The 12,684-nt window shown below is 60.7% G+C and carries 10 protein-coding genes; 4 read left to right on the top strand and 6 right to left on the bottom strand.

The features are described 5' to 3' along the window. Positions 1–47 precede the first annotated feature (47 nt). The 5 genes from ACFO3E_RS11305 to ACFO3E_RS11285 form a co-directional block, all read right to left on the bottom strand. Complete coding sequence (locus ACFO3E_RS11305; protein ID WP_066531120.1) at positions 48–254, bottom strand: hypothetical protein; 207 nt, start codon at positions 252–254, stop codon at positions 48–50. 158 nt (positions 255–412) lie between these two features. Continuing rightward, positions 413–1,954 (bottom strand): SpoVR family protein, encoded by a 1,542-nt coding sequence (locus ACFO3E_RS11300; RefSeq protein WP_066531117.1) that lies wholly within the window; start codon positions 1,952–1,954, stop codon positions 413–415. Next, a complete protein-coding gene (locus tag ACFO3E_RS11295) occupies positions 1,951–3,261 on the bottom strand; it encodes a YeaH/YhbH family protein (RefSeq protein WP_380804796.1) in 1,311 nt (436 codons plus the stop codon). Before ACFO3E_RS11295 ends, ACFO3E_RS11300 begins: the two co-directional genes overlap by 4 nt. Before the next feature lie 25 nt (positions 3,262–3,286). Continuing rightward, positions 3,287–5,230, bottom strand: a complete 1,944-nt coding sequence (locus ACFO3E_RS11290; RefSeq protein ID WP_066531114.1) for a PrkA family serine protein kinase — start codon at positions 5,228–5,230, stop codon at positions 3,287–3,289. A gap of 201 nt (positions 5,231–5,431) precedes the next feature. Beyond that, positions 5,432–5,872: a hypothetical protein gene (locus ACFO3E_RS11285; protein WP_380804793.1), complete on the bottom strand. Its 441-nt coding sequence runs from the start codon at positions 5,870–5,872 to the stop codon at positions 5,432–5,434. A 26-nt stretch (positions 5,873–5,898) separates the two neighbouring features. On the opposite strand from ACFO3E_RS11285, the gene ACFO3E_RS11280 reads away from it, so the two are divergent. The 4 genes from ACFO3E_RS11280 (at position 5,899) to ACFO3E_RS11265 (ending at position 11,083) form a co-directional block, all read left to right on the top strand. Next, positions 5,899–6,183, top strand: coding sequence for a hypothetical protein (locus ACFO3E_RS11280; RefSeq protein ID WP_380804790.1), 285 nt, complete (start codon positions 5,899–5,901; stop codon positions 6,181–6,183). A 293-nt stretch (positions 6,184–6,476) separates the two neighbouring features. After that, positions 6,477–7,292 carry a universal stress protein gene (locus ACFO3E_RS11275; protein ID WP_380804788.1) on the top strand — a complete coding sequence of 272 codons (816 nt, stop codon included), beginning with the start codon at positions 6,477–6,479 and terminating at the stop codon, positions 7,290–7,292. A gap of 445 nt (positions 7,293–7,737) precedes the next feature. Further along, entirely contained in the window at positions 7,738–8,700 is a 963-nt protein-coding gene (locus ACFO3E_RS11270) for an aldo/keto reductase (protein ID WP_066531747.1), read from the top strand. Positions 8,701–8,932: 232 nt separating this feature from the next. Then, positions 8,933–11,083: an oxidoreductase gene (locus ACFO3E_RS11265; RefSeq protein WP_066531110.1), complete on the top strand. Its 2,151-nt coding sequence runs from the start codon at positions 8,933–8,935 to the stop codon at positions 11,081–11,083. A gap of 52 nt (positions 11,084–11,135) precedes the next feature. Here the strand turns inward: ACFO3E_RS11265 and ACFO3E_RS11260 are convergent, their stop codons facing one another. Further along, positions 11,136–12,632: a flavin-containing monooxygenase gene (locus tag ACFO3E_RS11260; RefSeq protein WP_066531745.1), complete on the bottom strand. Its 1,497-nt coding sequence runs from the start codon at positions 12,630–12,632 to the stop codon at positions 11,136–11,138. Positions 12,633–12,684: the final 52 nt, after the last annotated feature.

The raw sequence follows: 12,684 nt of genomic DNA, 5'->3' as shown, positions 1-12,684 counted from the left end.
GTCCGTTCGTGTCCAGCGAACGGAGGTCACCAAAGCGCGACCGAAGGTTACGCCGCGGGGGGGCAGAGTTCTATGACGGGTTTGTTCACCATCTGACGCGTCGCATCGACAGAGCCCATTGCCGCGCGGCGGCGAAATTCGGCGGCCATGGCTTGGTGCATCATCCGGGCGGACGCATCGGCGGTGGTGGCCGCCAATTGTTCATGCATCCGGGCCCGTTCAAGACATTCCTGCGCATTGAGGGCATGTGTCATGAAAATGCTCTCCTGCTATCATGCGAGCCTTTTCCGTTCGATCGCCACGACAGCAACGGGATTGCTCGCGAAAACCGGGCGGAATTTACGCTTTTCGGCGGCGCTTTGGAAATGGAATCTTTACCCCGCCCCAGGACCTACCGACAGGGCGCACCGCTTCAGCCGATCCAGCCTGGTTGGGGCTGGCAGCGATGATTTTTCAGCTCCTTGCGGCTCTCCGCATCGACCTCACTCAGCGCGACTTCATAGCCCCATAGATTGGCGAGGCTTTGCAACACCATCGCCGCGTCAGATGCGTCCAGCACCACGCCATCCGTGACGGCATGTTCCAGCATCAAAGTGCGGTCACCCGCCAGATCCACATCGACTACCTGGATATCGGGCTCCTGCCGGGCGATATCATATTCGCGTGCGAGCGCGCGGCGGATACGGCGATAGCCCCGCTCGTCATGAATGGCCTCCACCCGCAATTCCGACTCGCTTTCCCGGTCCAGCAACTGGAACAGGCGCCATTGCCGGATCAGGTGGGGGCTCAAGAACTGCGACACGAAGCTTTCGTCGCGATAATTGGCCCAGATATCCTTCAGCACCTCGACCGGATCGCGGGAACCGGCAATGTCGCCGAACCAGTCGCGATCCTCCGGCGTCGGGTCCATGCAGATCCGTTCTATGTCGGACATGATGCCGAAGCCCAGCGAATAGGGATTGAAGCCGCCGAAATGGCCTGAATCGAAAGTAGGCTGATAAACGACATTCGTGTGCGACTGGATGAATTCCATAAAGGCGCCATCAGTGATCCAGCGGCGATCATGCAGGATCGTCATGATGCGGTAATGGGTATAGGTCGCGCAGCCCTCATTCATTGCCTTGGTCTGGCGCTGGGGGTAGAAATATTGGGCGATCAGGCGAACGATGCGCAGGATTTCCCGCTGCCAACTATCCAGGCGCGGGCCAGTCTTTTCCAGGAAATAGAGGATATTTTCCTGCGGCAGGCCCAGCGCGGCGCGACGTTCGTCGCGGGGCACGGATGCCGCCTTGGCCCCCACCGGCACAGTGCGCCAGAGATCGTCATAGATGCGGTCGCGATAAGCCTGCCGCTCCGCCTCGCGTTCGGCCTCCGCCTTCATGTCGCGAGGGCGGATGCGGGGATAGCGATGGACGCCCTGGTTCATGAGCGCATGAGCTGCGTCGAGCACGCGCTCGACCGCCAATTGTCCGTAACGCTCTTCGCATTGCGCGATATAACGCTTTGCGAACTCCAGATAATCAAGGATGCCTTCCGCGTCGGTCCATTGTTTGAAGACATAATTATTCTTGAAGAAATGATTATGCCCGAACGCCGCATGCGCGATGACCAGCGTTTGCATGGTCGCGCTATTTTCCTGCATCAGATAGTTGATGCACGGATCGCTGTTGATCACCAACTCATAGGCAAGGCCGCGTAGCCCCTTGCGATAGAGCATCTCATTGGTGACGAACTGCTTTCCAAAGGACCAATGTTTGTAGAAGAGCGGCATGCCGATCGATGAATAGGCGTCCAGCATCTGTTCGGCGCTGATGATCTCTATCTGGTTGGGATAGATGTTGAGCTTCATTTCCTGAAGCGCGATCGGCTCGACCGTCTCATAGATGCGGTTGATCAGCGAAAAGTCCCAATCGCTGCCGGTGAACAGCGGGGCGGGGGCGAACGCCACCGTCAAGCGTGCGTCCTTTCGCCGACGCCGCGTCGCTGGAACAGTTCGCGGAAAACCGGATAGATTTCGCGGCGGTGCGACACTTTTCGCATGGCGAAATTGCGGTGGCTGTCGCTGACAGGCGCATAAGCGTCCCAGAGGCCGGTGGTGGACGTCGCCGCCTCAATGGAAGCGAACTCCTCGCGCCCGACTTCCAGATAAGCGAAATATTGGCAGAAGGGCAGGATTTGGTCCTGCATCAAGCTGACCACGCGGGCGTTGTCGGACGCCAGCGTGTCGCCGTCGGAAGCCTGCGCGACATAGATGTTCCAGTCGCTGGGACTGTAGCGTTCCTTCACCACCTCGATCAGCTTGTCGAGCGCGCTCGACACCAATGTGCCGCCGGTCACGGTGCTGTAGAAAAAGGTATCCTCATCCACCTCCGCCGCGCGATCGGTATGGTGGATGAAGACCACATCGACATGCTCGTAACAACGCGACAGGAACAGGTGCAGCAACGCAAAGAAGCGCTTGGCCAGATCCTTCATATGCGCGGTCATGGAGCCCGACACATCCATCAGGCAGAACATCACCGCCTGCGCCACCGGCCGGGGCACAGGTTCAAAGCGGCGGAAGCGCAGATCGACCGGATCGATATAGGCGATAAGATTACGCCGCCGGATGATGTGCGCCCGCTCTTCGCGCAGCCTTTCCAGCGTCACGGCATCGTCCGCCAACGGCGTTGTGCGCGCTTCGATCTCGGCAATGGCTTCCTCGATGCGGCTAAGGTCCCTGCCGCTTGGACGGCGCAGCGCAATGCGGCGGGACATCGCCTTTTGCATGGTGCGAGGAACGGACAGGTTGGAAGGATTGCCGAGGGTCGAATAGCCCGCGCGTCTCACCCCTTCGATCTTGCCGGAGACCAGCTTCTTCTTCGCCATGTCGGGGAGTTCGAGGTCGTCGAGGAACAGGTCGAGAAACTCCTCGCGGCTCAGCGCAAAGCGGAAATCATCCTGATCCTCACCCTCGCCCGGCTGTGATCCGGCGCCGCCACCGCCATCGGGCCGTTTGATCCGGTCGCCTTCTAAAAATTCGCGATTGCCGGGCAGCACCCGCTCCCTATTGCCGCCCTTGCCCGCGCGATGAAGGGTGGGTTCGTGGATTGCGTCGCGGCGAATCGTAATTTCGCCTTCCTTGGCGAGATCCTTGATGCTGCGGTCCTTCAGGCTGTCGCGGACCGCCTGGCTGACATAGGCTCTCGCCCTTCTGAGGAACCGTTGCCGGTTGACCAGGCTTTTGCCCCCGGGATTAAGCCGTCTGTCGACTATGTGCATGGTGGGCCAAGCGCCTCCATCTTTTTTATCCGGCCTGCTTGACCCTTATATACCATTCCACGAGGCGGCGGACCTGCCGCTCGGTATAGCCGCGCTCCACCATGCGAGCGACGAATTCGTCATGCTTGCTCGCGGTATCGCCGTCTTTCTTCGAACCGAAGCTGATGACGGGCAGCAGATCCTCGACCTGGCTGAACATCCGCTTTTCGATAACCTCGCGGATTTTTTCGTAACTGGTCCAACTCGGGTTGCGCCCGTCATTGCTCGCCCGCATGCGCAGGGCGAACTTCACCACCTCGTTGCGGAAATCCTTGGGATTGGCGATGCCCGCGGGCTTTTCGGTCTTGGACAGTTCCTGGTTGATGATCTCCCGGTCGAGCAATTGCCCGGTGTCCGGGTCCTTGAAGTCCAGATCCTCGATCCAGGCGTCGGCATAGGCGACATAACGGTCGAACAGGTTCTGGCCATAGTCATTATAGGATTCGAGATAGGCCTTCTGGATTTCGTTACCGATGAACTCGGCGTAGCGTGGCGCGAGTTCGCCCTTGATGAACTCCAGATATTTGGCTTCCACCTCGGCCGGGAACTGCTCCTGCCGCACCATGCCTTCCAGCACATACATGAGGTGCACCGGGTCGGCCGCGATCTCGCTGCTGTCATGGTTGAAGGTCGCAGACAGAGCCTTGAACGCGAAGCGGGTCGAAGTGCCTGACATGCCCTCATCCACGCCCGCCGCGTCGCGATATTCCTGAATGCTCTTGGCGCGCGGATCGATCTCCCGCAGCATTTCGCCGTCATATACGCGCATCTTGGAATAGAGATTGCTGTTCTCATGCTCGCGCAGACGCGTCAGCACCGAGAAGCGCGCCAGCATATCAAGCGTGCCCGGCGCACAGGGCGCTTTGCTCAGGTCGGATTCCCGCAGCAGCTTTTCATAAACATGCCGCTCCTCGGTCGCCTGCAAGGCATAGGGCACTTTAATGACGTAGATGCGGTCGATAAAAGCTTCGTTATTCTTGTTATTCTTGAAGTTGGCCCATTCCGATTCATTGCTATGCGCCATGATGATGCCGGTAAAGGGGATCGCGCCGATATTCTCGGTGCCGATATAATTGCCCTCCTGCGTTGCGGTGAGCAGCGGATGCAGCATCTTGATGGGCGCCTTGAACATCTCGACAAACTCGAGCATGCCCTGGTTCGCGCGGTTGAGACCGCCCGAATAGCTGTAGGCGTCGGGATCATTCTGCGAGAGCATTTCCAGCTTGCGGATATCGACCTTGCCGACCAGCGAGCTGATGTCCTGGTTGTTCTCATCGCCCGGCTCGGTCTTCGCAACAGCGATCTGCCGCATGCGCGAAGGCATCAGGCGGATCACCTTGAACTGGGAAATATCGCCGGAAAACTCATCCAACCGCTTGCGCGCCCAGGGGCTGATCATGCCGGTCAGGCGGCGGCGGGGAATGCCGTAATTATCCTCGATAATGGCGCCGTGCGTTTCCGCGTCGAACAGGGCGAGCGGGCTTTCGAAGATCGGGCTGATCTCGTCCCCCGCCTTCAACGCATAGATGGGATGGGTTTCCATCAGAGCCTTGAGCCGTTCGGCCAGCGACGACTTGCCGCCCCCGACCGGCCCCAACAGGTAAAGGATTTGCTTGCGTTCCTCCAGCCCCTGGCTGGCGTGGCGCAGGAAGCTGACGATATGTTCGATCGTCGCTTCCATGCCGTAGAAATTGGTGAAGCTTTTATAGCGCCGGATGGTGCGGTTCATGAAAATCCGCCCGAGCCGCTGGTCGCGCGAAGTGTCTATGATTTCCGGCTCGCCGATCGCGGCCAGCAGCCGCTCCGGGGCTGATGCGTGCATGAGAGGATCATTGCGGCACCCCAGCAAATAATCCTCAATCGACATCTCGGCCTGACGCCGTTCGTCAAAATTCCGCGTGAAGCTCGAAAACAGTTCGCTTTTCGTCACTGGCGACTCCCGCCGCAGTAGCCATATTACGAATATAATACGCGCGAGCCTGCAAAAACAGGCCATTGAAATTGGACAACTGCAAAAAAATTATTCCTGCACATCCGAATAGGTCGCAATAAGGCTCCGGCGAGGCGGGAGATTTCCGCGATGCTCGCCTCTACGAACCCCGTCGCCGCGCGGCGAGGAGATGCCTTGCCACTAATTCTTTCCGTTGCCCTTGCCGGGATTGTTGCCGCTTTGACCCGGCGAGCTGCCTGCTTGGCCTGGGGGTGAACTGTCATTGGCGGGTGTCGATCCTGATTGGCCCGGTGTCGAGCCGGACTGACCGGGGGTGTTCCCTGTCTGGCCGGGCGACGAACCTGACTGGCCAGGCGCGCTGCCGGAGCCTCCAGCCGACGAAGAAGTTGTGCCGGAGGACGATGTCGAGGATGAGGACGACGACGAAGAGGATGCCGATCCGCCGCTATAATAGGCGATCTGCTGCGCGCTGTTGCTGACCGCGCCCGCGACCGAACCTCCCAGCATCCACGCGCCGATCGCAATCGAACCGCCAAGGATGGCAAGCAGCAGCGCATATTCCGCCGCCGACGCCCCCGTGCTGTCCATCCGCAACTGCCGTATCGGATTATCCATGCCCATAGCGCTACCCCCTCGCCACGTGCAGGATGGTGCGCTTTTTCGGGTCTGATGTAAAACCCATTAACCCTCAGATGCTGGCTATTCAGGATCAGGGCTTCTTGCCATTACCGCCGCCGTTGCTGTTCCCGCCACCATTGCTGTTGCCGCCGCCCGTCGAGGTGCTGCCGGTGCTGGTTCCCCCCGCCGACGAACTGGTGCTGCTCGTGCTGGTGGTGCTGCTGCTGGTGGAGGAACTGCCGCCCGTGCTTGAGGTGCTGCTCGCCGAACTGGAGGATGCCGTGCCTGCCGAGGAGGCGAACAGAGCAACCTGATTGTTCATCTGACTGCCGACGGCGTTGCCCAGCAGCCATGTGGCAGCCATCATCAATCCGCCCATGACAGCGAACAGCAGCGCATATTCGGCCGCCGTCACGCCTGCACAATCCTGCTGCAGCTTCGAAAAGTGGAAGATTTTGGTCAAGATGTGTACCCCCGTCCGCCGCTGCGCCTTGTCCGGCACAGGGCATCCACACCCGCCCTTGGATATATAACGTAAATCAGACTCACAGCGAACGGCAAAAAAGGATATATTGTTCATCTGCCTCCTTGGGACATGGAGAGCGCGATGACATCCATTCTGCTCCACATCCACGACGACAGCGGCATGGAAAGCCGCTTGCAGGCAGCCTGCGATATTGCTCGCGCGGCGGATGGTCATATTCATTGCGTCCAGGTGACGGCGATGCCCAGTCTGATGGCGGCAGAGGTTTATGGTGGAGCGCCCATGGCTCCTGCCGTGATGGCGGAACTGCACGATATCGACGCGCGGATGCGGACACGGCTGGAACAGCAGCTGCATCGCGAGGGCGTCAGCTGGGACTGGCGGCAGGTGGATGGCGATATCGTCCATGGACTGCTTTCCGCCTCGACCTTGTGTGACCTGCTGATCGTGACATTACCCTCAGGTCCTCGGCGGGAGATGAGCGATCCATTGCACATCGCCGCCGATCTGGCGCTTGGCGGGCGTGCTCCGGTGCTGGCGGTGCCTCAGCTTGCGCGGGGAGTGATGATCACCGGCCGGGCAATGGTCGCCTGGGAGGGATCGCAGGAGGCATCGACGGCGCTGCGCCTATCCCTCCCCCTGCTGAAACGAGCCGAAGAGGTGCATGTCGTAACTGTGGAGGAAGCGGGCAAATATCCCTTCCCTGCGACCGATGCGCCGGAATATCTGGCGCGCCATGGCATCAAGACGCAATTCCATAGCTGGCCGCCGGACGGGCGGACGGTTGAAGCGACGCTGAAGGCCGCCATCGGCGTATTGAAGCCGGATTGGATGGTCATGGGCGCTTTTGGGCACAGCCGCCTGCGGGAGCTGGTGTTCGGCGGCGTGACGCGCAGCATGCTGCGCGAGGTCCATGTTCCCCTGCTGCTGGCTCATTGAGGGACGCGGCTAACCGCGCCGATCCGGAGAGATTGCGCCATATTGGACCTTTCGCCGTAATCCAATGTGGAATATGCGGTACTGGGCGGCGTAATCGCTGCTGTCATCGCGCGCAACGCCGGATATTCAAGCGCAGGCGGACGCCACCGGCCTGTTCAAGGTGCAGGTCCGCTACGATATGAGCGGTTCGCCCGTCAGGCGCTATGCCGCGTCCGTCCCGCTACCCTCCACCACATTGGGTGCGACGGTCAGCGTCATAAACAGCAGCTACTGAACGGGGCGCATTCCCGCCATGTCGGAACGCCTGCGAATCTGCACAATTCCCTTTCCTTTTCTTCGGCCGCTGCGTAACTGTCCGCACCCGCTGTGACGCGAAGTCCAGCCCTCGGGAAATTCACGGCAGGTCCTTGCAGCAGCAAGCGACGCCGCCATGCAGGAGTTAGCCATGCTTTCAAAGGTCACGCTCGCCAATACCGACCTCTCGGTCAGCAGCCTGTGCTACGGCACCAACATGCTCGGCTGGTCCATCGACCAGGACCGCAGCAACGCCATCCTCGACAAATTCTTGGAACTGGGCGGCAATTTCGTGGACACCGCCCGTTCCTACGGTGATTGGATGCCGACCGCGCCGAAGGGCGCAAGCGAGCGCGCCATCGGCGCTTGGCTGAAGGGTAAGAAGCGAGAAGACGTCGTCGTCGCCACCAAGGGCGGTCATTTCGACATGCGCGTCGGCGACTATCGCAACCGCGTCAATCCCACCGATGTAGCCAGCGACCTAAGTGAAAGCTTGGACCATCTGGGCGTCGATACGATCGATCTCTACTGGTTGCATATGGACAATCCGGAAACCCCGGTGGCCGAACTGATCGACTTCCTGAACGAGCAGAAGGATGCGGGGAAGATCCGCTATTTCGGCGCGTCCAACTGGACCGACGCACGCGTCCTGGAGGCCAATGATTATGCCAAGGCGAACGACAAGGCAGGCTTCGTCGCCGTCGAGCCTTTCTGGGGGCTCGCCAAGCCGAACGAAGCGAATGCGACGGCGCAGGGCTATCAGATGTATTTCGAAGATCATGGCGGCGCGCTCAAGGATGCGGGCCTCGCTATCATCCCTTATTGTGCGCAGAGCCGCGGCTATTTCGGCTTCATGGAAAAGGGCGAAGTGCCTGAGCATCTTCAGGGCTTCTACGACAATCCGGTCAACAAGGACCGCTTCGCCGCCGCGAAGAACATTGCGGCCAAGCATGGCGTGAGCGTTTCGGACGTCGCGCTTGCCTATCTGCTGAACCAGCCGCAGCAGGTGATCCCGGTCTTCGGTGGGTCCAGCCCGGCGCGTATCGAGGAAAGCGTGAAGGCGGCTTCGGTGAAACTGTCGGCCGACGAAGTGGCTGCGCTCAAGATCGGCTGATCTTCCGGCGAACAGATGAAGCGCGAGGTGGCGATCAGGTTGCCTCGCGCTTTTTTTGTGCCTGTTGCCGATGTAAAATGAGGCCAGCGAGCGGACCTGTCCCAAAACCATGGGAGCAGTGACAGGCGCGTAAGAAATTTACGCGATCCTTATCATTTTCGCCTGACTAACTGACGATAGCGCGATAAAACGCTCACAGACCATACGCATGTGGCGCATTTAGGAGATTGTCATGACCGCTGCCCCAGCCCTTACTCAACCCCGACAGGGTACAGGTGCCGCCTCTCTCACGACGCCAGGGCAGATCGGCACACTCACCCTGCCCAACCGAATCATCGTCACCGCCATGGGTGTCAGCCTTGCAGAAGAGGACGGCACGGTAGGCCAGCGGCTGATCGACTATCATGTCGCGCAGGCGAGGGGTGGTGCGGGTCTCATTGTCATGGGCGTGACGGGCGTCGCGTGGCCCGTCGGCGCAGTGCAGCCGAAGCAGACCGCCATATCCGATGACCGCTTCCTGCCGGGCCTGACCCGGCTGGTGGACGCCGTCCATGCGGCAGGCGGCCGGATCGCCGCGCAGCTTCACCACGGCGGCCTGGTCGCGACCCATAGCGCGCAGGAGGGCCATCCGCTATGGGCGCCCGGCTACCCGCCTGCCTTTGTTGGGGACTTTCCTGACTATTTCCTGCCTGAAGAAATGGCCGCCTTCGCCGGAGGCGTCGTACCGCAGGTCAAGGTGCTGGAGAAGGCCGACATCGACGTGGCGGTCCGCCAGTTTGCTGAAGCGGCAGTACGGGCTAAGCGCGCGGGGATGGACGGAGCGGAAATCCACGGCGGTCACGGCTATCTCCTCTCTTCCTTCGTTTCGCCTTCCACCAACAAGCGCGGGGATGAATATGGCGGCGACGTCGCGGGCCGCGCGCGCCTGCTGCTGGAGGTTGTGCGCGCGGTACGTGCAGCGGTCGGTCCCGACTTCCCGATCTGGGTAAAGATCGACTCGCGCGAGATCGGCAAGAACAACGGCATCACGCTGGAACATGCCATCGAACTGGCTCCGATGGTCGAGGCGGCAGGCGCGAACGCACTGACCGTCACCGCTTATCATGATGTAGGCCAGGGCAAGCTGCATTCCGCATCCAACATCCCGCATGAGCCGGCTGCTCATCTTTCCGCAGCCGCAGCTATCCGGAAAGCGGTTTCTATTCCCGTCATTGCGTCGGGCCGCGTGGAAATCGACCGCGGCGAGAAGGGCTTGGCTCAAGGGGAATTCGATTTCCTGGCGATGGGCCGCAAACTGCTGGCTGACCCGGATCTGCCCCTGAAACTGACGGAAGGACGGATCGCCGACATTCGCCCCTGCATCTATTGCTACACCTGCGTCAGCACCGCCTATCTGCGCGAGCAGGTGCGCTGCGCCGTGCGGTCGGAAACGGGCTATGAGGATTTGGACTGGTCGCCTGCGAAGGTTCCCGGCCATGTCGTCATTGTCGGCGGCGGTCCTGGCGGCATGGAAGCGGCGCGGCGTCTCGACCTTGCGGGAGCGAAGGTTACCCTGATCGAAAAGTCTGATCGCCTCGGCGGCACGCTGCGCTTCGCAGCGCTCGCCTATGAGCCTAATGAGCGGCTTCTCAACTGGCTGCGCCATCAGATCGACCAATCGAAAGTCGATGTACGGTTGAAAACGGTGGCGACCCCGGACCTGATCGCCAGCCTGAGGCCCGACAAGGTGATCGTAGCGACGGGCGCGGTGCGCGACATGCCGCCGATCCCCGGCAACGATCAGGATTTCGTCCTGTCCGGCGACGATCTGCGCGGAATGATGCTGGGCGAGGATTCAGCCGAGATACGCCGCAAGACGAGCTGGTCCACCCGGATCGCCACTAAATTGGGGGCAGCGACTGGCGCCACCGCCAATTTGGAACTGGTGCGCAAGGCGACGCACGCCTGGATGCCGCTGGGCAAGCGCGTTGTCATCATCGGCGGCGAGCTAGTCGGGGTGGAGCTTGCCGAATTTCTGATGGAGCGCGGACGCGAGGTCACCATTGTGGGCGAAGCAGCGAAGTTCGGCGGCGGCTTGCTGCTGGTGCGCCGCATGCGCCTGCTTGCGGAACTGCGCGAGCATGGCGTCGCCATGTTCCCGGGCGCTACCAGCATCCGGATCGGCAAGAATGAAGTGAGCTTCACCAGCCAGTCGGGCGAACAGCAGAGCGTCGCCGCCGATCATGTGGTGGTCGCGATGGGTGCGCATGGCGATTCCACGCTCGCTAACGCCCTGCGCGCTCATGGCCATGATGTGGTGGAGGTCGGCGATGGCACCGGCGTCACCTATATCGAAGGCGCGATCCGGGGCGCTGCCGAAGCGGTTGCGGCGATGGGACGGTGATACGAGTGGGAGGGGATGCTCCCCTCCCCTCCTTAGAGACGGCTCGCGCTACTCACCGCGCGACCAATTCTGCCTCCACCGTCATCGCATAATCCTCCATGACCGGCGCTGACATGGCGTCGGCGAACGCCTCATAGCTCCAGGGCCAGCTGGAAGGCACACCGGTCGCGTCGAGATACCAGCTATTGCAGCCCGACCCGAAGATGGTCGTGCGCGCCGCAGCGATCCGCCGTTCCTCATAGCCGGCATGAGCTTCCGCGCGCGGTTCGATGGTTTGCGCCTCGCCGCTGCGTAGCAGCCCCAGCAGCTGGTCAATATAGCCCCATTGCCGCTCTGCAATATCGATCAGGGAGAAGTTGCCCACCGGGCCAGTAGGACCATTCAGCATGAAGAAGTTGGGGAAGCCTGGGATCGTCACCGCATAATAGGCCGTCGGCCGAACCGACCAGATATCGTCCAGCGAAACCCCATCACGACCCAGCACAGTCGTCGGGCGGATGAAGCGATCCGCATGGAATCCGGTCGCCAGCACCAGCGTGTCGAGTTCGTGCAGCCGTCCATCTGCCAGTCGCACGCCTTCCGGTTCGATGCGAGCGATGCGGTCACGCTCCACTTCGACAATGGGGCGCTGCACGGCGTCATAATAGGACCATGAGTAGATCAGCCGCTTGCAAGCCGCGCGATAATTGGGGCGCAGCTTTTCCTTTAACTCAGGATCGCGGATGCTGTTTTCGAGATTATCGAGACAAGCCGCCTCAATCGCCGCGATCTCCGGTCCGTGGGTATCGGTTATGGCGTGGGTGAAGCGATAGATATTGTCCCAATATTCCTTGTTGTTGCGGATCTCGTCGATCAGCGCGGGTTCGCGGCGGAAGGCTTCCTTTTCCTCCTCGCTATATTGGAAATACGGAACCGGCATGATCCATTGCGGAGAACGCTGGAAATGAACCAGGCGGGACGCGCGCGTACTGAGCGCAGTGACGATCTGCACGCCGGTCGAACCATTGCCAATAATACCCACCCGAGCGCCATCGACCGGCGCATCATCCTGCCAGCGGGCGCTATGGAATGCGCGGCCCTTGAAGCTGTCCAGCCCCTCTAAGTCCGGCAGCTTGGGATGGTGGAGCACGCCTGACGCGGCAATGACCACTTCGGCCACCACCTCTTCGCCAGTGACGAGGCCCAACCGCCAGAAGCCCTTTTCCTCGTCCCAGACAGCGGACACGACTTCGCTGTCGAATCGGACATGCGGCATGATGCCGTATTTCTCTGCCGTCTTTTCGAAATAGGTCTGAATCTCGCCACCCTTGGCGTAATAGGCATCCCATTCGGCATAGGGCTCGAAACTATAAGTGTATGCGTGCGCGGGCACGTCACAAGTCAGGCCGGGATAGCGGTTCTCCCGCCAAGTCCCGCCTAGCCGACCAGCCTTTTCATAGACGGTGAATTTCTCTCCGGCCTGGCGCAGGCGGATGGCGGCCAAAATGCCGGCCATGCCGCCTCCGATAATGGCGAAGCGCAGACCCTGGCGGCCCAGATCGGTGGACAAGTCACTCTCCTGTCGGCTGTGTTCCTGCCGATAATGATGGCGCCCCGTGAGC

This window comes from Sphingobium tyrosinilyticum (assembly GCF_042654265.1).
In the GTDB taxonomy this organism is placed as follows: domain Bacteria; phylum Pseudomonadota; class Alphaproteobacteria; order Sphingomonadales; family Sphingomonadaceae; genus Sphingobium; species Sphingobium tyrosinilyticum.
Note: the sequence above shows the minus strand (reverse complement) of the source record. Positions and strands in the feature narration are given on the sequence as shown.

What these genes read in the sequence shown, in the direction of transcription:
- ACFO3E_RS11305 (WP_066531120.1), bottom strand. Translation starts at nt 254, where the DNA reads ATGACACATGCCCTCAATGCGCAGGAATGTCTTGAACGGGCCCGGATG.
- ACFO3E_RS11295 (WP_380804796.1), bottom strand. Translation starts at nt 3,261, where the DNA reads ATGCACATAGTCGACAGACGGCTTAATCCCGGGGGCAAAAGCCTGGTC.
- ACFO3E_RS11285 (WP_380804793.1), bottom strand. Translation starts at nt 5,872, where the DNA reads ATGGGCATGGATAATCCGATACGGCAGTTGCGGATGGACAGCACGGGG.
- ACFO3E_RS11280 (WP_380804790.1), top strand. Translation starts at nt 5,899, where the DNA reads ATGGTGCGCTTTTTCGGGTCTGATGTAAAACCCATTAACCCTCAGATG.
- ACFO3E_RS11275 (WP_380804788.1), top strand. Translation starts at nt 6,477, where the DNA reads ATGACATCCATTCTGCTCCACATCCACGACGACAGCGGCATGGAAAGC.
- ACFO3E_RS11270 (WP_066531747.1), top strand. Translation starts at nt 7,738, where the DNA reads ATGCTTTCAAAGGTCACGCTCGCCAATACCGACCTCTCGGTCAGCAGC.
- ACFO3E_RS11265 (WP_066531110.1), top strand. Translation starts at nt 8,933, where the DNA reads ATGACCGCTGCCCCAGCCCTTACTCAACCCCGACAGGGTACAGGTGCC.